This is a genomic window from Novipirellula aureliae, from assembly GCF_007860185.1.
In the GTDB taxonomy this organism is placed as follows: domain Bacteria; phylum Planctomycetota; class Planctomycetia; order Pirellulales; family Pirellulaceae; genus Novipirellula_A; species Novipirellula_A aureliae.
In genome coordinates this window covers 216,813-237,094 of the sequence record NZ_SJPY01000002.1, presented here as the reverse complement: position 1 = coordinate 237,094, position 20,282 = coordinate 216,813, and the positions used below count along the sequence as shown (strand labels likewise).

The window sequence follows — 20,282 nt, the reverse complement described above, 5'->3', positions numbered from 1 at the left end:
GTCGCGATCGGCAACCATTAGTTTAACATGCCGCCTCAAGCAAAACATTCCTTGCGGCACCATCTCGCGAACGGGTCATTCAAACTTCGGACAAAGAATGATAAAGCTGCCGAATTCGGCGGGTCATCGTCTGATGCCGGAACTGGTCCGTAAATCGTTCCCGCCCTACCCTGCCCATCTTTTGCCGCAACGGTTCATCGCCAGCTAAACGGATCATGGCGGTCGATAGTTCCGCAATGTCCCCTGGCGGAATCAAGAATCCCGTCTCCCCCGATATCGCCACTTCACGGGCTCCGTCGATATCGTAGCTGATGATTGGACGGCCCGCGATCAAGGCTTGCGGTAACGCTCGTGCCAAGCCTTCGCGGTACGAAGTATGAACCAAAGCGTCCATCGCACCGATCATCGTAGGCACTTCACTCGGCGGAACGAGACCCGAAAATAGGAAATGTTCTTTCATTCCAAGAGCATCGATTCGCTCGCTGAGCTGTTTTCGAAGGATGCCGTCGCCAACCAACAAGAACCGCACTTCAGGAATCTCTTTGACGACTTGGGCCGCAGCCGAGATCAGATCATCGTGACCTTTTAAATGGAACAGCCTAGCGATTTTTCCAATCACAATGTGCTCGTCCTTCAACCCGAAGCGGTTGCGAACTTCCGTTCGATGGTCGTTGGCTTTTAAGAATGGTTCCACATCCATGCCGCTATAGATCGTCGTGAATTTTTCGCGAGGGGCAACGTCGGCGTCAACAAGCAAATCCGTCATCGCGTCGGCCACGCTGATTAGATGATGACAGCGCCGAGCGGCCCACGTTTCGCACTGGCGATAGGTTTGTCGCACCAGCGCGGATTGATACGGATGAAAGGGAGCACCATGGACGCTATGGACGATGACGGGAACCTGTTCGCGAAACGCCGCCGCGCGTCCGAGTATCCCACCTTTGGCACTATGCGTGTGCACGACATCCGGTCGAAAGTCGCGAATCGTTCGGCGGAGCTCCTGGTAACCCTTGTAATCCCGAATCGGATGAATCGATCGGCGCAGGTTATCGAGCTTCGTAATCGGCAACTCCCCTGCCCTGCCCTGGCTCAACAAGTCACCTTCCGGCCCGACCTCGGGGCCAGTCACCAATAAGACGTCGTCGCCATAGTCGCGAATCAAATCGAGACAATTCAGCAGTGTATTCTCCTGCGCACCGCCGATAATCATTCGGGTGATGATATGACAAACTCGCAAGATACAACTCCTCGTTTCCGCCTAGTGCTTCGTCAGGAAAAAGAAGAGTTTCGGTCGTGGATCTTGTGAAAGATCCCCATGCGGAAGGATCTTTCACGAGGTCGACTACCCTAAGGTACGAGTTTGGCGAAGCACTGACGATCTAAAATTTCAGTAAGTCGGCAGTCTACCTTATGAACCGATACTTGTCCGCCCCGTTGATTATTTAACACCGCCCTGCCCTGCTCTGCTATTTGGACGCCTTCTCCAACTGCTGCATCAGATCCACATTCATCGACCCCAAACAAACTTGGTAGACTGGCGGATGTCTCAGCGGTAGGATAATAACCTGCAACTCACGTCGGGTGATATTAACGAGATCATAGGTGTCATCACACAGCATGTTTTGATCTCAGGCATCGTTGACCTCCAGTCGATGGGGGCGCCCAATATGCTTGTTGTCTTGACGCAGTTACGAAAGAGCCAGTTGTCGGCGGAGACACGCGACCGCGTACTTTGGCAATCCGTTGCGATGGAGTATCCACCGTGGATCACGGACCTTGCGGTTTTTCGTTGCCCAAGTGATTCTCGTCAAGGTGTTGAGATCACCGATGGCCCGCCGATCATGCCAACCAAAGCCGACGAACATCGCGGTTTGCGTTGGGCAGATGGGCACACCGTCTTCACCGGCTTTACTACAATTGCGCCGCCGAACTGGTCACTCCTCGTAGAAGGCGATTCGGTCGATGGTGCCGCGATCGCTCCGCCGAGCAGTGGTCACCCAGGGGGCGTGTATGTATTGATGGCCGATGGCTCCACCCGATTCGTGTCCGACGCGATTGAAAGTGGTGACATGTATAGTGGCAGCGTTCGGCTAGGAATGCACGGTCGACTCGCCCCCGGCAGCAAGAGCCCGTACGGTGTTTGGGGCGAGATGGGAACGCGAGCCTCGCACGACGAAGATGACCAAATTCCACATTAAACAACGGTAAAATGGCCTTGAAATTGAAGAGGACCATCACGCGAACCGGAAATGCGATTCACAGGTTTCATATTTCATAATGTTTTCGACTCAATCTCTTTTTTCCCAAATCCAGTAGATGTTGTAGAAGTGCTTTGGTAATCGAACAATTCCCTTCGTCACCTATAGCTCCCATGATCGTATTGACTCAGAAATATGGCCAACTTGGCAATCGGTTGCGGTTGATTTCGCACTTGATAGCTGCTGCGGAAGAAAACCAAGCAACGCTCTATTGCCCTGCATTTTCAGACTACGCTGACTTGTTCCCAGCGACCGCAAAAGACCTTTGGTGCCGATACCCTGAATTGCCAAGCCCAGTTGACGGACAGCCTGCAATGATTCCGAAGTGGCGGCGAAGGTTGTCTGACCGATCGGTCCACAAATCATCCAATTGGCTTCTCCAACTCGGTTTAGGCTGATGCCCCTGTTTTTTCGTAGCCGTTCACGGCCTTCGGCCCTGAACGAGCATTCTTAATCCTAACCTTACTCATAATCTTAATCCATTCGTTGGCAAGATTCGGGCATTTGTTTGCATTGGACGCAAGAATGGATCGTGATTCCGCTGAGTGAATTTTGTATTGTCTGTGCATGGACAAAAAGGACGCGCGAATCAAGGAACTCGAAGAACTCGTTGCTACGCTCATAAAGCGGGTTACCGAGCTTGAGCTTGCCTTGGCCAAAGCAAACAAAGATTCCTCGACCTCTTCCAAACCTCCTTCGAGTGACATCGCTAAGCCAAAACCTAAAAAGAAGCCTGGACGACCAAGGAAGCCACGAAAAGGTGCTCAGCCCGGACATCAGCAACAACTTAGAGAACCGCTGCCGCCTGATCGTGTTGACGAAACCTTCGACTATGAAATCATTGCTTCGGAGATCCTGCGTCTGGGGCTCACCCCGACGGGAAATTTTCATGTTGTTCAGCATGTCGAGCTTCCCGAAACACCGGCCACTCGGCATGTGCATCGATGGATCGACTGAGTCTCATCTCCTCAATGTCAAAACCGAATTCGATCAAGCGGCGATCCTTACTCCAAACCATCCGCAGGAATTCGATTCGTTTTGACTGAAAGAACTTCGCGACCTGCAATCGCTTGGTTTCATCGAACCAGAATTGCAGCCGTGCTCGTTCTTCCTGCAAGAATAGCACACGCCCTTCCTTGACGAGCACACGGCAATGCTCCAGGTACTGAAGGTTCCCGCGTTTGGAATGCAGAATCTCCCTCGGTTTTTGTGATCTCATTTCACCTCTTCGCTTATGCAACATCTTTCGAAAGAGACAATGTAGCGGACGACGGCATACCCCCTGGTGTGGTGGGGCTTTAATCTATCCCCGTATGTGTTACATCAACAGAGGGCCTGCCATTCGGGATTGGCTCTGGATGCGATAAATCCCCAGTGCAACGAATAGGGGCCCTGCGTTTACGAAAGGACTTGGTGATGAATCACTGTCGCGACCGAAAAATCCAGTTTCAAGAGAGGTAAAACAATAGCATCGATGTCGACCCAGGTGTTCAGGCAATCGATGTAAGGCAAAAAAGGAGATGAATGGTTTATCCGCTCATCAAGCTAATGAATGCGAAACAAGGACACTACACCATTCTTTTCTTTTGCCGGTCATCTTTTGCCTATCTCTAAACTGGTTAACGCCTAACTTGCCGAGAAGTTCAGGCTCGAACTCGTTTTTTGAAAGCTTCGAAATCTTCTTGCGTATCGATTCCGGCGACAGCGGATTCGACTCGCGCGATAACGATTTGTTTCCCAGCTTCGATCGCGCGTAGTTGTTCGAGTCGTTCGGTTTGCTCAAGGACACTCGGTGGTTGATTGGAGAACCACTGCAAAAATTCCCGCCGGTAGGCATAGAGGCCGAGGTGATGCCAAAACAATGGAGGCTCCGACGTAAGGGCTTGCTCGGTCACACCGCCTCGAAGATGAGGCACCGACGAGCGACTAAAGTAAACCGCCCTGCCCTGCCCTGTCCCGTTCGCTATCGCGTCGGCGGGTCTCAGCTCATCGGCTTGGTCCGCTGATTTTGGAACGCCCGCGACGACGACTTTTACACAATTTGGATCGTCGAGCCGATCTGCTTCGCGAATCGGGGCGGCAACGGTGGCGATGTCGGCCCAGGGATTGTGGATCAGAGTGCGGGTAACCAAATCGATGGTCGCTGGATCAATCTCGGGTTCGTCACCTTGAACGTTGACGAAGATGCCGATGTCGGGGAAAGTGTTGGCGACTTCGGCGATCCGGTCGGTGCCACTTGGGCAGTCCACGCTCGTCATTACCGCATGCCCACCAAACCGACTCGCTTCTTCAAATAGTTTTGCATCATCGACGGCAATCACAACCTGTTCGGCCGCTTTCGCCAATTTTGCCGCTTCAAACGTATACTGCAAAACGGATTTGTTTCCTGCCCGACGCAGCAGTTTTTCTGAAAATCGAGTCGATCCCAAACGCGCGGGGATCACGATCATGCAGCGATTGTTCATATTGGGTTGCGATCTGGGCAAGTCGAATGGTTGGCCGTTTCACCAAGAACGCCGATTGTCTGGCCTGTTCCCCTGCCCTGCAAGGGTATTGCTCCGTATAACGGTGCCTCCAGCGGAGAACTTGGAGAGCGTATTTTGAGTCCAATAACCAAGGCTGAAACGATTTTGCGAGAAGCGGATCCGAAAACAGAAGCAACGCCGTCGCCTTGTGTAGGCGAGTGCGCGTTGAATGCCAACCAGATTTGTACTGGATGCTACCGCAGCGGTCGTGAAATTGGTCGCTGGTCGAGCGCGAGTGAGTTGGAAAAACGCCGGATTGTCAAGCAATCGACACAACGCCGGATGTCTAGTAAACCCGAGTGCAATGAGACTTAAGGCGGTTTTGCCAAGCCGCAATTCAAGCTCCTCAAAGAAGTGGCCTGCGTTCTTTTGACTCCAGCTGAATCAATAACGGTCCGTTCCATGCCCCTCTTGGGATGGGGCGAGCGTGGGATTTTGCGTTCATGGTAGCTGCCACCTCTTGCTCCGCCCAGATATGCCGGACGGAAGCAGGAAAAACACCCCTGTGAAACTCTCTCCGTTTTTCTTGAGTCCACGCTATTCGAGACCACCTCCGTTTGGCTGGGCAACTAGATCGTATCCTTTCTAACGACCCAATGGGTTGAAATTTCTAGATGAATATTCTTTTTGCCCTGCCATGCTTTCAAAACCTTACCTGGCACGAGCCGAACCCACTCATTCTGCGGTGGAGCCTGAAAACAAGGCTGCGACTCCAGCTGCCCCTGCGTCCGGATCGGTACACTCCGCGAAAATGTTTGTTTATTGGTGAACGAGTCTCGGAGAGACTCGGCTACTGGTGTGCTTCTTTCGGCGAAAATGTTTGTTTGTTGGTGAACGAGTCTCGGAGAGACTCGGCTACTGGTGTGCTTCTTTCGGTGAAAATGTTTGTTTAGTGGTGAACGAGTCTCGGAGAGACTCGGCTACTGGTGTGCTTTTTTCGGCGAAAATGTTTGTTTATTGGTGAACGAGTCTCGGAGAGACTCGGCTACTGGTGAGCTTTTTTCGGTGAAAATGTTTGTTTATTGGTGAACGAGTCTCGGAGAGACTCGGCTACTGGTGTGCTTTTTTCGGTGAAAATGTTTGTTTGTTGGTGAACGAGTCTCGGAGAGACTCGGCTACTGGTGTGCTTCTTTCGGTGAAAATGTTTGTTTGTTGGTGAACGAGTCTCGGAGAGACTCGGCTACTGGTGTGCTTCTTTCGGTGAAAATGTTTGATTATTGGTGAACGAGTCTCGGAGAGACTCGGCTACTATTGTCGTTTCCTTCGACAAAATCGTGATTGGCGTCCTAAAACACCCACTTTCTCTCGCTTTGCTCGTTTCGTTTGTTGATGAACGCTTTGTGGGTGATTATTCTCTGTAATAAAGCGGCAGCGACGCTCCCGCCACGATTTCCCTCAATCGCCAACGAAGCCCATGGGCCGACTGATGAAAAAAACGACTCGTTTTCTACTCCTGTTCTCTCTGTTCCTTGTGATGACCGTGACGGTTCGCACAGCGTCGGCCCAAACGTTTGGCCAGCCAATTGCGGGTGTTGACGTCGACGCACAAGGTGTCTTGAAGGTTCGGCAATTCGATCCTCGACTGGCCCAACAGCGATTCGCCGAGGCGAGAATGCGAGCAGATAGCGAAATCATGCAGCCGAGTAAGCTGCGAAAAGTCTCGCTCAATCGGCTCGAAGCGGCACTTGCCGAGCAGCTTGATGCGGGAAACACCATTCCCGAAGAGATGAAGGCTATGGCTGGTTTGACCTCGATCGACTACATCTTCTACTACCCTGATACCAAAGACATTGTGATCGCAGGGCCGGCTGAAGGATTCTTCGCCGATCCAACGGACCGCTATGTTGGCATTCGCAGCGGTCGCCCGAGCCTACTACTCGAAGACATGGTGACAGCCCTTCGTGCCTATGCACCGAATTCAAAACCGACGCCGATCATTAGCGTTTCGATTGATCCGACGCCTGAGGGACTGCAGCGGATGCAGCAGTACTTGGCCTCCTTTGGCGGTCAAGCTCAACGAGGTGACACACAACGCGTTGCGATGGGACTCAAGAATAATCTCGGGCTGCAAACGGTAACGATTCAAGGCGTCCCCAACTCGACCCACTTCGCTCGTGTATTGGTCGAGGCGGATTATCGAATGAAGCTGGTCGGCATCGGGCTCGAACAAGTCCCGGGTGTCCGCAGCTATGTTGAGCGAGCAAACCCCCACACGATCGCTGCGAGTGCTCTAACGCGTTGGTATTTCCAGCCCAACTATGATGCGATTTCGGTCAGCGAAGATGGATTGGCAATGAAGATTAATGAGCGTGGCGTCGAACTCGTCGGTGAAAACGAGCGGGTGGTCAACGGTGTTCGCACGCGAGCCGTTGGGAAACCGAACTACGCGAGCGCGGCGTTTTGTAACGACTTTACGAAGTCCTATTCGAAGGTTGCTGAAAGGGTTCGGATTTACGCAGAGCTCGCTCAATTGATCGATGTCGCCGTCGCAGCAGCCTACATCCAAGAGCAGGATTTTTATGGTCAGGCAGAGTGGGCGATGCCGGTTTTGTTAGATGAATCGAAAGTGCCGGTCCAAACCTACACAGCACCCGAACAGGTGGAAACCGCTGTGAACGCGATTTGGAGAGGAAATACGTTGATGACACCACTCGGTGGGGGCGTCCACATGCAGCCTCGCTTGGCTCTAAAAGACGAGCATGTCAACAAGGATACCGATGGGAAAGTCGTTCAAACAAAGTCCGAAGCAGGACCAACGCATCTGAAAGATGGCCAATGGTGGTGGGACTAGGGTCTGCTGAATTTATAAGTTTGGGTTAAGGTAGTGGATCTTGTTAAAGATCCTATGTGCTTGGATCTTTAACAAGATCCACTACCCTAAATCCGCATCGACATCGGTATAATACGGGCATCCATTTCAAGTACCTCGTACGGTAAACGCGATGAGTCGCCCCAACGAGTTGCGATTACCCGATGACACATGTCGTTTGGTGGTGATCCAAGATCAGCTTCAAACCTGTCCCTACATACCGGATGAGACCGCTCGGACACCGCTACGTTTGCCGATCGGCAACGTGACTCCCGAGATCACCGATCGAATGCTGGCGTTGGGTTTCCGGCGAAGTGGTAATTTTGTTTACCGCACGGAGTGTCCGTCCTGTAACGAGTGCAAACCGACTCGATTGAAAGTAGCCGATTTTCGTTTGACGAAGTCGCTGCGCCGGGTAATGCAGCGTGGAGATCGAGATTTGGTGTGTTGCCTGAACGCTCCCAGTGGGGATGAACAACGCCTCAAAATGTTCAATGAGCATCGACTTCAAAGAGGCTTAGGGCAGCGAGACGAACCGATCGATGCATCCGAATATCTTTCGTTTCTATGCGATACCTGCTGTGATACCCTCGAACTTTCGATCTATCGAGACGGCAATTTGGTTGCGATCTCTGTTTTCGATGTGGGCCGCGAGAGCACGTCAGCGGTCTACACCCATTTTGATCCATCGGAGAGCCGATTTAGTCTGGGCACCTATGCCGTTTTAAAGCAGGTGGAGTGGGCTCGGAAAAGCGGACGCCAGTTCGTCTATTTGGGTATGTATGTCGCTGTAAATCCACACTTGAACTACAAGGCGCGTTTCAAGCCCCAGCAACGATTGCTCGACGACGTTTGGGTAGATAGTCCGTAGTCCGTAGTCCGTAGTCCGTAGTCCGTAGTCCGTAGTCCGCTGCTCCCAGCTCCCAGCTCCCAGCTCCCAACTCCCAACTCCCAACTCCCAACTCCCAACTCCCAACTACAATCGGCTTATGAAGATCACGGCGATTCCTCAACTGTACCGAAACCTGAAACGCTGGCGAGAGATTCTCGCGGTGCTGCGGCGGTACGGATTGGCGGATTGGATGAGTCAATTTCAGAAGCTGCCGTTTCGAGACCGCATCAAGGACGCGCGAGGGATACCGCTTTCTCAGTATTCGCGTGAGCAACGCATCCGCATGGCGCTGACGGATCTCGGGCCGACTTTCATCAAATTTGGCCAAATCCTGGCTGCACGTCCTGATTTGGTCGGTCCCGAATTGGGGCAAGAGCTAAAGCAACTACGGGCAAACGTCGCCCCCGATCCGATTGAGAAGGTTCGTGCGACATTGGCCCATGAACTGGGCGACGATTACCTTGAACACTTTCAGTTTATCGACCCCACAGCATTAGCGACTGCCTCGATCGGACAAGTCCACCGGGCGACGCTCAATGATGGGCGGCAAGTGGTCATAAAAGTCATGCGTGCGGATATCGAGAAAACGATGCGGCAAGATACGGAGGTTTTGGCGGGCGTCGCGCAGTTGGCAGAACATGTCGAAGCCTTTGCCGCATGGGGGCCATGCCAGATGGCGAACCAATTGTCGACGATGCTTCGCCGCGAACTCGACTTTGGCCGCGAGCGTCAAAACCTTGAGTTCTTTGCTGAGATGCTTGCCCACCGCAATGACGAAGTCGTGATCCCTAAGCCGGTAAACGGCTTATGCACCAAACGGGTTTTGGTGATGGACGAACTGGTCGGCGAGACCCTCTCTGTGTTTCTTCACAAGCATGCCGACCCATCGATTTGCGCCAGGTTATCGGAAACGATTGCCAGTGTTTATTTGACGATGATCTTCGACGAGGGATTGTTTCATGCGGACCCACACCTCGGAAACCTACTACTGCTTAGCGATGGTCGATTGGGGATTTTGGATTTTGGGATGGTCGGGCGGATCGACGAAAACCTTCGAGAGACAATCGAAGAGATGATGATTTGTGTCGGAAAAGGAGACCAGAATCGCTTGACGCGTTTGATTCGCCGCATCGGAGAAGCTCCCGCGACGCTTAACGAATCGGCCCTATCGGTGGACGTTTCCGAATTCGTGGGAACGTTTGGCCGCCAAAGTCTGGGCGATTTCAATCTGACCGATGCGCTCAATGAATTGTCGGGGATTCTGCATCGTCATGCCATTAAATTGCCCAACCAATCGGCACTTTTGTTGAAGATGCTGATTTCGATCGAAGGGACGCTACGAGAGTTGGGGGCGAGTTTCGATTCCATGCAAATCGTTCGTGACTTTGTCCGGAAATCGATGCTTAGTAGCTTGAGTCCACGTCGCCGCATTCGACAAGCAAGAAGGATCTATCTCGAAGCAGAGAATTTTTTTGAGGTTGCGCCCGATGAAGTGCTAACGCTGCTCCAGCAAGCACGCCGGGGCGAGATGAAGTTGGTTCTAGAGCATCAGCGCATCGGACCGACGGTGAACCGAATGGTCCTCGGACTGATGGCCAGTGCCGTGTTCCTCGGTTCTTCGGTTCTGTTGGCGATGAACGTGCCACCGGTCTTGTTTCAAGAGGCAACCTACCTTGGTATTGAGCGGTTGAGCTTGCTCGGAGCGATTGGCATCGTGGGCAGTATTGCCGTTATGATGTGGTTGTTGATTGCGATCAATCGGAGCGGTCATTTGACGCGAAGTCGAGATGAGTAGGACGCCTTGCGTGGTGGATCTTGTCAAGGATCCTCGGCACGTGGGGATCTTTAACAAGATCCACTACCGGCAACCGCGATGCTCCTCCAGGGCAAGTCACTAATCCGGCAACTTGATTTTGTTTTTGTTCGCTTCGTAGAACTTGGTGATATCGACTCCCGATCGCTGTTCTTCTTCGAGCAGTTTGATGCGAGCTTCAAGTCGTTCGATCCGGCGGGCCATTTGCGGGATGAGCTCATTCTCTTTGTTGGGAGGGGCAGGTCGTGGGACGGCTGGATAGCCCAGGTGTCGCTGCATCGCGGCAAATAGATACAGTGGCTCTTTACGCCGGTTTCCGAAGGCGATTCGCCCCTCTCGCTCGCCAAACAAAAACGGCTCTTTCTCTTCGGTTGGCTGATTCGCCTCGATCAAACGGCGTTTGTATTCGTCGCTCGCCAAGAACAATAAATCCGCAAGCTCAATCAGTCCAATTTGAGCCCTTAGCATCAGGATCCATTTCGCCCAAACCGAATCGTAGATTGGATCGAAGCTCATCGCCGTTAAGCCTTTGTCGTAATTCAAGCGGTTTCGACAGAGGGCTTCGAATTGATAGAGGAACATTCCGGCGGGAGTCGCGCCAGCGGCCCGGTATTTTGCGTCGGCTTCTAAAACCATCAAGGCGGTTGAAGTGTCGAAACGCCCCGTATCGCTCTCGGATTCCTGCATCAAGTAGGTTTGAAAACTAGTGAAGTAGTGGCTTAGCCGCTGCATTGCCGGAGCCATCACGCCGGAATGCTTCAGTTCGGTCAGCAGAAAATCGATCGCCATCGGCAACTTGGTCGTTGCCAATAGTTCAAAACGAAGTTGCTCGAGAAGATCCTGCATCGGCATCTGCTCACCGATGCGTTCTCGTAGCAATTGAAACAGATACCCCTGCTCGACAAATTCAGCCCGATCTAGCGAAGCGGCATTTGCGGCATTGGTCATCGAGTCTACTCATACTTTTTGAGGACGACACAGGCGTTGTGCCCGCCGAAACCGAAACTATTACTAATCGCAATTCGAACCTCACGCCGCTTGGCTTCGATCGGCGTGTAATCGAGATCGCAATTCGGGTCGGGATTGGTCAGGTTGATCGTAGGTGGAATCAACGATTCCTGCAGCGTTTTGCAAACGACAACCGCTTCGATCCCACCACTTGCACCGAGAGAATGGCCAAGCGAACTCTTGGTGCTACTCACCGACAGTTTGTAGGCGTGTTCACCAAAAACGTTCTTAATGGCTTGCGATTCTGCCTTGTCACCTAGCGGAGTGCTGGTGCCGTGAGCATTGACATAATCGACCTGCGTCGGATCAATACCTGCGTCGTCAATCGCTGCTTGCATCGCAGCCGATGCGCCGGATCCGTTGGGATCGGGCGCCGTGATGTGTCCCGCGTCGCTGGTGGTTCCATAACCGAGTACTTCGGCATGAATCTTTGCACCGCGAGCAAGTGCATGCTGGAGTTCTTCAAAGACCAGAACTCCGGCACCTTCGCCCATCACAAAGCCATCGCGATCGGCGTCAAACGGACGACTGGCAAGCGTCGGTTCGTCGTTGCGTGTGGAGAGTGCTTTCATATTTTGAAATGCAGCTAGACCCATCGGGGTGATTGCCGCCTCGCTACCGCCGGTGACCATGACATCGGTTTCGCCCAGCCGAATACTTCGCATCGCATCGCCCATCGCGTTGGTAGCACTTGCACAAGCGGTCGCAACGGCGTAGTTAGGGCCACGCAGGCCGTAAGTGATCGAGATGTTTCCGCCGGCGGCGTTGAGCATCATTTTAGGAACGGTAAACGGGCTGACGCGATCAGGCCCTTTCTTGATCATCCGTTCGATCTGAGCTTCGATTTCGCCCAATCCACCAACGCCACTACCGATGATGACACCGCATCGGAAGCGATCGAGTCCCGAGAAGTCCAAACCAGAATCACCGACCGCTTGATGTCCGGCGTGGACCGCGAACTGGGTGAACCGGTCGAGTCGTTTGACTTCACGATGTTCGACAATGCCATCGAGATTGAACTCGGGAATATCGCCGCCGAAATGAATTTTGTATTGACTTGTGTCGAGTAGCGTTAGTTCATGGACACCCGACTCGCCCGCGGTCAGCCGATTCCAAAAAGTAGTAACGTCTAGCCCGAGAGGCGTTACCACCCCCATGCCTGTAATAACGACACGACGTTCCGATCGCGTTTGCATCTAAACCGGCCTTCAAGAAAACGAAAAACAAAAGTGTGGTTGGTAGATAAAATAAATGCCGCCCTTTGAAGGGTGAACCACAGCAACCAAAAGGAGTCGGTTGGCACGCAATTCAACATTCGCTGGCGGCAAAAGCGTCAACAAGACCACTGTAAAGTTCGGTCGTCCTGTTTCGGTTATCCTGTGCTCGAACGTTCAGCCCGATTAGGCATCTTCGCCTTTTGAGCTTTCGATAAAGTCGACTGCCTCGCCGACCTTTTGAATCTTTTCAGCTGCCTCATCGGGAATGCTGATATCGAACTCTTCTTCGAGTTCCATGACCAATTCGACGGTATCGAGCGAATCGGCACCGAGATCGTTCACAAACGAAGTTTCGAGGGTAATCTTGTCTTTATCGACGCCAAGCTGTTCAGCCACAATATCGATAACGCGTTCTTCGACGCTAGCCATGGGTATCTCCGGGGAATTTCAGGCAAATGTGTAAGAGGGAAGTGAAGGATAGTTCTGTAAAGATGGGACATCTTTCGCTCGGCAAAAGAATAGGTCAAATCAACAAATGCCGTCAATACACCGAATCGATTTATGTAACGGAAGTCGTCTGTTTTTCCCGGTTATTGCCTTTTCAGGGGGCTAAACCGGTATTTAGCCCGTCATTCCACCATCGACGACGATCGTTTGGCCGGAGACATAGCCCGCGTCCTTTGACGCCAGGAAAAGCACGGCCGCCGCGACGTCCTCTGGTTCACCCACTCGTTTCGCAGGAATCCGCTTTTTGACTTCTTCCAAAACAACGTCGCCGAGCTCTTGGGTCATTTCGCTGGCGATAAACCCAGGCGCGACCGCGTTGACCGTGACCCCGCGGTTGACCAACTCCTTGCTCATCGTTCGCGTCATGCCGATCATGCCCGCCTTGCTCGCCGAATAGTTGGCTTGTCCCGGGTTGCCGATCAGACCCGAAATGCTGGCCATGTTGATGATCCGGCCATATTTGGCTTTTCGCATCACGCCTGCGGCGGCACGGCAGCAAACGAAACAGCTTGTCAAGTTGGTGGCAATGACATCGTCCCATTCTTCGTCCGACATGCCGCGCATCAGCTTATCGCGAGTGATCCCGGCGTTGTTTACCAAGATATCGAGCCGACCATGCTTCTTGTGCGTGTCTTTGATCGCATCGGCAGCCGCTTGGCGGTCGGTCACGTCGACCGACAGGGCCTCGGCAGATCCGCCCGCGGCTTCGATCTCGCTCACCGTCGCGGCTAGCTTTTCGGCGTTGCGGGCACAGCAAACGACGTGGGCGCCGTTCTGCCCGAGCGCCACGGCAACGGCTTTACCAAGCCCTTGCGACGCTCCGGTCACAATGGCAACCTGACCCTTCAGGTCAACAGAAATAGACAATTCCATGAATTTGATTCTTTCGTGTGTAGCGGATCTACTTAAAGATCCTTTCATCGGTGAGGATCTTTATCAAGATCCACTACTTAACAGAGCGACAGGTCAGGGCCCGTCACCGAAGCCTTCGCTCGGCGTTTTTCGGTGGATTCTCTTCAGCGTTCCTTGCAAAATCCGCCCCGTCCCTGCCTCCATGAACCCCTTGATTCCATCCTCCATCATCTTGCGGATGGAAGCTTCCCAAAGGACGGGGTTGACGACTTGCCGGCTTAGCAGGTCTTTGATCTCGCTCGCCTTGGTATGTGGCATTCCGTCGACGTTGCTGTAAACCGGAATTCGCGTATCCGCCATTTCGACGGCATCGAGAGCTTCGGCCAATTTTTCGACTGCCGATTGCATCAAGGACGTGTGAAATGCTCCGGCAACGGTCAAGCGAATCACCTTCATCGCACCCGCCGTTTCGGCGATCGGTTCCGCGCGATCGATCGCGGACAAATGACCTGAAATTGCGATGTTTCCAGGGCATAGTAGATTCGCAGGGCGAAGCACTTCCTCGTCTTGCCGAGCTTCATCGCAGACGGCCTGTAGCTTTTCAAGCTCCAGCCCTACGACGCTAGCCATGCCGCTTTCGACGACATCCGACGCTGCTTGCATCGCTTCGCCACGCCGCTTGACAACGGCAACGGCATCCTCAAACCTCATGCCACCAGCGAAGCAAACCGAGGTGTATTCACCTAGGCTAAGCCCGGCCGTCGACTTGATCGAGTCGATCCATTCAGGCCGCTCGATCGCCAAGGCGTCCGCGGCGGCCATGCCGACCACAAAGAGTGCGGGTTGGCAAAATTCCGTTGCATTAAGCTTTTCGGCTGGCCCTTCGACGCAGAGCTTCGCTAGGTCATAGCCCAACACCTCCGACGCAGCGTCAAACCGATGACGCGCTTCGGGATAATGCTCGCAAAGCCACGACCCCATGCCAATCGCTTGGGCACCTTGGCCGGGGAACAAAATACCGACAGATTCCACATCGAGTGCCATGAAGGCTCCTTTGTCTGGTCAACAGGTGTCTGGTCAACAGGCTGTCTGGTCCACAGGCGTGCTTGGTACTTTGTCAGCGTCCGACGTTCAGACGCGAATCTTGCGAAAGATCCAGGCGTGCAGAGGATCTTTGACCAAATCCACGACCGCCAACCTTGATGTCTTTCCTCGGACGTACCACACGTCGCTTGATTTCATGCTTGATTTAATCGTCCGCTTGTTCGACGACGGTTCGGCCCTGGTAATACCCGCATTTCGGGCAAACGGTATGGGTCGGCACGGCGTCGCTGCACTGAGGACAATAGCTCACTTGACGTCGTTTGACGTGGTCGTGAGATCGGCGTTTTCCGGTTCGGCTGTTGGAATGTTTTCGTTTGGGGACGGCCATCTCTGGGGGTCCATAGAGAGGGGTGATAGATTGATTTGAGCCGCGTATCGTAGAAGCAAACAACCTATCTCGTCAACGTGGCAGAGAAAGATTCTCGAAAAATCGGAGGATTTTTCGGTCGGTTGGCATGGATTTTAGAAATTTTGTTGCGTGCCATTCAACCTCCTCCCCGCGAGCCAACCAGCATTCCCATTCCGACACGGCTTGCGGGCAGGTACGAAAACTGGATTTGCCCCATTCCGACGGACCGCATTTGGGTCTGGGCCTGCTCAAGCGTCTTCATCCCACCGGCGGGTGTATCCAATTGCAGTTTCAAGGCCTCGACACTTTCGGTCAAATTTGGCTTGGTTGGGCCACGGAACAGATCGATCACGACCAGCCGCCCTCCATCGCGAACCGCCGATACCGCTTTTTTTAGCAGCCGATCTTGCTCGTCGCTGCCGAGAGCAAACAGTCGCTGGGCCAACAACACGATGTCATATTCGGGTTCCAGGTCGTCCAATGCCAACGGGTCACTTTCGATCGTTGAAAAGTGATCGGTCACATTGATCGACGCCGCCATGCTCTTTGCCGCAGCGAGAGGGCCAGGCAAATCGACCGCGACCACCCTGCCCTGCCCCGCTCCCAATTGGCCCACTCGATGAACCATCGCACAACTCCAAACGCCAGCACCGCAGCCAAGGTCTAGGATCTGCGGAGCTTCGAGCTCTCCTTCGCCGCCCAAGTTCAAAATCTCAGCTGCCTCGATCGCTGCTGGCGTATGGATCCACTGCGTTGCTGCCACATGCTCGTAGTGATACTCGAGGTCAGCTGCTTGGCGTTCCCTCCGGCCCGCAACAGCATCAGCGAGCCTGGCCCAGCGACCATCGCCAAGATCCGCGTCGTAGTTGCAAAGCAGCCCCGCAGCAGGCGAAAGGGCGTGGTCGTCGCCGTACTTTTGGATGAATCCCATCGAAATCAACGCATCCAAGAGTAAGCCCGTTGGCTCGGGCGACAATGACAACGCCTCGCAAAGCTGCCCTATCGTTTTTTGCCCCGATTGGAGCTCCCTCAAAATGCCCGTCTGGCCAGCCGTTCGCAGCAGATGGGAAACGGCATTGATTTGCATCAGTTCGTGGTACTGAACCAACGTTTGGTCTTGAGCTGACATGTTTATAGGTATCCTTCAAATGGCTTGTGCATTATCGTTCACTTCTTCAGTCTTATCAGTGTTACAGAAACCGTAACACCGGGGAACGTTGCCTCCGTTCCGCTTTCGGCTCGTGGGCTAAAAACGGGCAACCCCAATACCAACCGGATGGGACTTGCTTTGGCCGTGCCAGCGGACACGCTGTCGATCCAAGTTGTTAACGGTGACACCCTCGTGACACCGTCTCCTTTGCCGCTCGCAGCGGGACCGCTATCCCGGATGATTCATGGGCTTGGAAATTGTTTTGCTAACGTCTACGCCTTCAAGCGTTTACGTTCATTGCTCGAAAAACAGTCTGCGTATTAGCCGTTTTGGCGTTAGCGGCCTCTCGATTTAATCGGTTTGACTCGACTTATTGTTTAACGCCAAGCCGTAGGCGACCGATTATGGAAAAGCTGACGCCTTCGGCTAAGCGTTAAACGATTAAATCGACAGGCCGCTATCGCCCAAACGGCTAATGAATCATCCGGGCTAACCAAGCCTTGGTGAAGTTACAAGCGGCAATGCTATCGGCAATGCCAGCTTTGCGACTTGCTAACGTATTCGCGGAAGGATTGGCTTCGATCGTTCTGCTACCGCCCTGCCCTGCCCTAACTCACCCTGCCCTAAACCACCCTGCCCTAAACCACCCTGCCCTAACTCATCCTGCCCTACCCTGCTCTCCAGTCAATCGTCCAGTGTCGATCGCTCGTCGCTCGGGCCGCTGTTGCGTCCATTCCAACCGCTTCCATCAAACCGCGGATCTCGTGCAATGATAGGGCAGCGTGCAAACTTTGGCGGAGCAATTGTTGGGCCGCTTCCGGTTCCTCGGACGCATACAGTGAAACCAATCGCTCGACTTCGGTTTCACTTTCAGGGCGAAACAGATCGCGAATGAATACACGGCCCCCCGGTTTCACCAGTCGCAGGGCCGAACGAAGTCCGGTGATCGGATCGGCTAAATGGTGAATCAGGCTGTTGGAAACAACGGTATCTGCCATCTCATCAGCGAACTCTTTCATCGTCGTTGCATCACCCTGCTGGAGTGAAATGCGATCGAGTAGGCCTGCGAAATCGATTTGCTGTTTCGCCATGTCAAGCATTTCGGTTGACGAATCCACTCCCATGATTTGTACATCGGGGTCATGTTTGGCGATTTCGATAAGAATCAGACCTGGCCCGCATCCCAGATCAATGAGTCGTGAGCCGACGGGGCCGCCTGCGACGAGATCGTCGGCGAAGGCTTGGTTGACCGCCTCATGTTTCATCTCCAAATACAAAACCGCTTCGTCAATGGCGCTCCTACTTTCTGGTTCGAGTGTTCTTGATAAAACCATTGCGTAACCCTTGTGTTGTTTGCCGCAGTTTATTCCGCGAAAGTAGTGTTTGTTCGCGCAGACTGTACCATCGTTTAGGCGATGATGATAAACTACTCCCATTCACGCGGCCATATGGACCAAGATTGCTTCCACATTCGTTATCGCCGCCGTTAACGCTATTTTGCGAAAATGCCTGTCGTGGATCCTGCGAAAGATCGATTTACAAAGGGCCATTATCCAGCATGGATTCTCAAACACGCCACTTAACGCTACTTGGTGCAACGGGCGTCGGGGTTGGAGCGATTGTGGGTGGCGGTATTTTGGCGTTGGCGGGTGTTGCCTTCGCCGCGACGGGGCCAGCCGCGGTATTGGCGTTCGCATTCAATGGCGTGATTGCGCTGTTGACCGCGCTGAGCTTAGCCGAAATGGCGTCCAAATTCCCACAGTCAGGCGGCACGTATACCTATGCCAAAAAGGCGTTGTCGGTTGAAGCAGCGTTTGCGGTTGGATGGGTCGTCTGGTTCGCCTCCGTCGTCGCCTCCGTCCTCTATGCAATCGGTTTCGCCCACTTTGCTACCGTCATGGCAACCGGTCTATGGCGAGTCTTCGTATCCGATGTCCCCGATTGGGCAGGTTCGCCGATGCTGAAAACGGGGCTTGCGATCGCGACCACCGGGTTCCTGTCGCTATCTCTGATTCGCAATACCGGCGGCGGTGGGCACTTCGTCAATTTCAGTAAAGTGGTCGTTTTTGGCTTGTTAATATTGACCGGATTGATCGCGATCACTTGCCAATCTCCCGTCGACACCTCTGCTGCATTCACGCCTTTTTTTACAAGCGGTTTCACGGGACTGGTTCAAGCAATGGGTTACACCTTCATCGCTCTGCAAGGTTTCGACTTGATTGCGGCGGTTGGCGGCGAGGTTCGAGAGCCAGCCAAAACGATCCCACGAGCGATGATATTGTCGCTGTTGATCGCTCTTTTGATTTACGTGCCGCTGTTGTTGGTGCTGACTGCCGTCGGCACACCGCCTGGCGAATCGATTGGCGAAGCGGCGGCTGAGGACCCGGAAGGAATCATCGCCTTGGCGGCAGAAAACTTTTTGGGGCCCGTGGGCTATTGGTTCGTCATGGTCGCAGCGGTCTTGTCAATGTTCTCGGCACTGCACGCCAACCTATTCGCAGCCTCACGGATCGCTCGAGCGATGGCGGTCGACCGGACACTACCGGTCCGTATGAGTGAGCTGAACCCAGAAACGGCGGCACCGACGGCTGCAATTTTGGTGACATCAACACTCGTCTCGCTATTGCTACTTCTGTTGCCCGATGTCGGTGCTGCGGGAGCCGCATCGAGTTTGATTTTCTTGATCACGTTTGCCGTCGGGCATTTGCTGGCGTACCTATTGCGAAAACGTAGCAAACGCCGACCACCCCCTTTTCGTACCCCGTGGTTTCCGCTCGTTCCGATTCTCGGTGGAATCGCCTGCATCGTCTTGGCCGTCTTTCAAGGGATGACCGTCCCGTCGGCGGGTGGTATCGCTATTGGCTGGCTCGCCATCGGTGGTATCATGTTTGTGGCACTGTTTCGCACCCGAGCGAGCGTGATGGATGCTTCTAACACTGCGAACAATCCCGAACTGTTGAATCTTCGAGGGCTTTCGCCGCTGGTCTTGGTGCCGATCGCCAACCCACAAAACGCCGTCGCCATGATCTCATTGGCCGATGCCATGGTCCCCGCCGACGTGGGCCGAGTGCTAACGCAAACGATCGTGGTTCCATCAAGGGATTGGAATCCAATCGAGAATGATGAGCCGATTCGACGATCACAGCAAGTGATGCAGGAACTGCTCAGGGCGTCCGCGATTAGCGGCATCCGCACCGAGTCGCTGACGACGATCTCGGTCGAGCCGATGAAAGAGATTGCGCGAGTGGCGAAACTGCACCGCTGCGAATCGGTGCTGCTTGGACTGAGCGACATCGATGAACAAAACCAAGCTCTGCACTTGGAGGCACTGCTTGGCGAACTTGACGCCAACGTGGTTATCTTGCGGTCGAGGAAGGATTGGATTTTCGAAGGTGTTACGCGAGTGCTAGTGCCGATCGCCGGTCGCGGAGGTCACGAACACTTACTCGCACTACTACTAGGCAGTATGCAGCGGCATCGGTCAGCGGACCAAGAGCCGTTGGAGGTAACCTTTTTGCGAGTCATGCCAGTGACGGCGCTGCCAGAGGAGACCGAACGGGCGATGCGTGATCTACGCCGGTTGGCATGGGATCTCTGCCCCAATTCCAAAGTCGATATCGTCATCAGTAGCAATGCAATTGCAACCGTTGCTGAACGTTGTCGAAAATCCGACTTGCTGATCTTAGGGGTCCAACGAGTTGGCAGACGAAAAAAACTATTCGGAGCCTTCACAAGGGCATTAGCCAGTCGCAGCGATTGCCCCATGATCGTGATGAGCCGCCGAGGCTAATGCTTCAG

21 protein-coding genes are annotated in these 20,282 nt (G+C 53.6%); 9 read left to right on the top strand and 12 right to left on the bottom strand.

Annotated elements, in window-relative coordinates:
• Window positions 1-79: 79 nt before the first annotated feature.
• Window positions 80-1,237 carry a glycosyltransferase family 4 protein gene (locus Q31b_RS06765; RefSeq protein ID WP_146598938.1) on the bottom strand — a complete coding sequence of 386 codons (1,158 nt, stop codon included), beginning with the start codon at window positions 1,235-1,237 and terminating at the stop codon, window positions 80-82.
• A 229-nt stretch (window positions 1,238-1,466) separates the two neighbouring features.
• On the bottom strand, window positions 1,467-1,619 hold the full coding sequence (locus tag Q31b_RS27985) for a hypothetical protein (RefSeq protein ID WP_197171082.1): 153 nt from the start codon (window positions 1,617-1,619) through the stop codon (window positions 1,467-1,469).
• 48 nt (window positions 1,620-1,667) lie between these two features.
• Here Q31b_RS27985 and Q31b_RS06760 point away from each other — a divergent pair, with 48 nt between their 5' ends.
• The 3 genes from Q31b_RS06760 (at window position 1,668) to Q31b_RS29610 (ending at window position 3,215) form a co-directional block, all read left to right on the top strand.
• Window positions 1,668-2,198, top strand: a complete 531-nt coding sequence (locus tag Q31b_RS06760) for a DUF1559 family PulG-like putative transporter (protein WP_197171080.1) — start codon at window positions 1,668-1,670, stop codon at window positions 2,196-2,198.
• A 173-nt stretch (window positions 2,199-2,371) separates the two neighbouring features.
• Entirely contained in the window at window positions 2,372-2,656 is a 285-nt protein-coding gene (locus tag Q31b_RS06755; protein WP_146598936.1) for a hypothetical protein, read from the top strand.
• Between the two features lie 169 nt (window positions 2,657-2,825).
• Window positions 2,826-3,215, top strand: coding sequence for a DUF6444 domain-containing protein (locus Q31b_RS29610; RefSeq protein WP_390622310.1), 390 nt, complete (start codon window positions 2,826-2,828; stop codon window positions 3,213-3,215).
• Here Q31b_RS29610 and Q31b_RS06750 read toward each other — a convergent pair.
• Window positions 3,127-3,477, bottom strand: coding sequence for a hypothetical protein (locus Q31b_RS06750; RefSeq protein WP_146598935.1), 351 nt, complete (start codon window positions 3,475-3,477; stop codon window positions 3,127-3,129). The genes Q31b_RS29610 and Q31b_RS06750 overlap by 89 nt on opposite strands.
• Window positions 3,478-3,901: 424 nt before the next feature.
• Window positions 3,902-4,723, bottom strand: a complete 822-nt coding sequence (locus Q31b_RS06745) for a 3-deoxy-manno-octulosonate cytidylyltransferase (RefSeq protein ID WP_231617363.1) — start codon at window positions 4,721-4,723, stop codon at window positions 3,902-3,904.
• Window positions 4,724-4,729: 6 nt separating this feature from the next.
• Between Q31b_RS06745 and Q31b_RS29480 the strand changes: the two genes are divergently transcribed.
• The 4 genes from Q31b_RS29480 (at window position 4,730) to Q31b_RS06725 (ending at window position 10,279) form a co-directional block, all read left to right on the top strand.
• On the top strand, window positions 4,730-5,098 hold the full coding sequence (locus Q31b_RS29480) for a DUF1289 domain-containing protein (protein WP_315860382.1): 369 nt from the start codon (window positions 4,730-4,732) through the stop codon (window positions 5,096-5,098).
• A gap of 1,159 nt (window positions 5,099-6,257) precedes the next feature.
• Window positions 6,258-7,574 (top strand): DUF1598 domain-containing protein, encoded by a 1,317-nt coding sequence (locus Q31b_RS06735; RefSeq protein WP_315860385.1) that lies wholly within the window; start codon window positions 6,258-6,260, stop codon window positions 7,572-7,574.
• Between the two features lie 151 nt (window positions 7,575-7,725).
• A complete protein-coding gene (locus Q31b_RS06730; protein ID WP_146598933.1) occupies window positions 7,726-8,463 on the top strand; it encodes an arginyltransferase in 738 nt (245 codons plus the stop codon).
• 118 nt (window positions 8,464-8,581) lie between these two features.
• Window positions 8,582-10,279 (top strand): ABC1 kinase family protein, encoded by a 1,698-nt coding sequence (locus Q31b_RS06725; protein WP_146598932.1) that lies wholly within the window; start codon window positions 8,582-8,584, stop codon window positions 10,277-10,279.
• A 99-nt stretch (window positions 10,280-10,378) separates the two neighbouring features.
• Here Q31b_RS06725 and Q31b_RS06720 read toward each other — a convergent pair whose 3' ends face one another.
• The 7 genes from Q31b_RS06720 to Q31b_RS06690 all read right to left on the bottom strand — a co-directional run bounded on the left by Q31b_RS06720 (window position 10,379) and on the right by Q31b_RS06690 (window position 16,463).
• On the bottom strand, window positions 10,379-11,245 hold the full coding sequence (locus tag Q31b_RS06720; RefSeq protein WP_146598931.1) for a hypothetical protein: 867 nt from the start codon (window positions 11,243-11,245) through the stop codon (window positions 10,379-10,381).
• 5 nt (window positions 11,246-11,250) lie between these two features.
• Window positions 11,251-12,501: a beta-ketoacyl-ACP synthase II gene (gene fabF / locus Q31b_RS06715; RefSeq protein WP_146598930.1), complete on the bottom strand. Its 1,251-nt coding sequence runs from the start codon at window positions 12,499-12,501 to the stop codon at window positions 11,251-11,253.
• A gap of 204 nt (window positions 12,502-12,705) precedes the next feature.
• Window positions 12,706-12,951 (bottom strand): acyl carrier protein, encoded by a 246-nt coding sequence (gene acpP, locus Q31b_RS06710; RefSeq protein ID WP_146598929.1) that lies wholly within the window; start codon window positions 12,949-12,951, stop codon window positions 12,706-12,708.
• A gap of 192 nt (window positions 12,952-13,143) precedes the next feature.
• Complete coding sequence (gene fabG, locus Q31b_RS06705; protein WP_146598928.1) at window positions 13,144-13,902, bottom strand: 3-oxoacyl-[acyl-carrier-protein] reductase; 759 nt, start codon at window positions 13,900-13,902, stop codon at window positions 13,144-13,146.
• Between the two features lie 93 nt (window positions 13,903-13,995).
• On the bottom strand, window positions 13,996-14,925 hold the full coding sequence (gene fabD, locus Q31b_RS06700) for an ACP S-malonyltransferase (RefSeq protein ID WP_146598927.1): 930 nt from the start codon (window positions 14,923-14,925) through the stop codon (window positions 13,996-13,998).
• Window positions 14,926-15,130: 205 nt separating this feature from the next.
• Complete coding sequence (gene rpmF, locus Q31b_RS06695) at window positions 15,131-15,313, bottom strand: 50S ribosomal protein L32 (protein ID WP_146598926.1); 183 nt, start codon at window positions 15,311-15,313, stop codon at window positions 15,131-15,133.
• A 157-nt stretch (window positions 15,314-15,470) separates the two neighbouring features.
• On the bottom strand, window positions 15,471-16,463 hold the full coding sequence (locus Q31b_RS06690; protein WP_146598925.1) for a class I SAM-dependent methyltransferase: 993 nt from the start codon (window positions 16,461-16,463) through the stop codon (window positions 15,471-15,473).
• A 147-nt stretch (window positions 16,464-16,610) separates the two neighbouring features.
• Between Q31b_RS06690 and Q31b_RS27980 the strand changes: the two genes are divergently transcribed.
• Complete coding sequence (locus tag Q31b_RS27980; protein ID WP_197171078.1) at window positions 16,611-16,808, top strand: hypothetical protein; 198 nt, start codon at window positions 16,611-16,613, stop codon at window positions 16,806-16,808.
• A 344-nt stretch (window positions 16,809-17,152) separates the two neighbouring features.
• On the opposite strand, the gene Q31b_RS06680 is transcribed toward Q31b_RS27980, so the two are convergent.
• The gene (locus Q31b_RS06680; protein ID WP_197171075.1) at window positions 17,153-17,818 is read right to left on the bottom strand and encodes a class I SAM-dependent methyltransferase; all 666 of its coding nucleotides are present in this window, start codon (window positions 17,816-17,818) and stop codon (window positions 17,153-17,155) included.
• Window positions 17,819-18,042: 224 nt separating this feature from the next.
• Between Q31b_RS06680 and Q31b_RS06675 the strand changes: the two genes are divergently transcribed.
• Entirely contained in the window at window positions 18,043-20,274 is a 2,232-nt protein-coding gene (locus tag Q31b_RS06675; RefSeq protein WP_146598922.1) for an amino acid permease, read from the top strand.
• The last annotated feature ends 8 nt before the right edge of the window (window positions 20,275-20,282 follow it).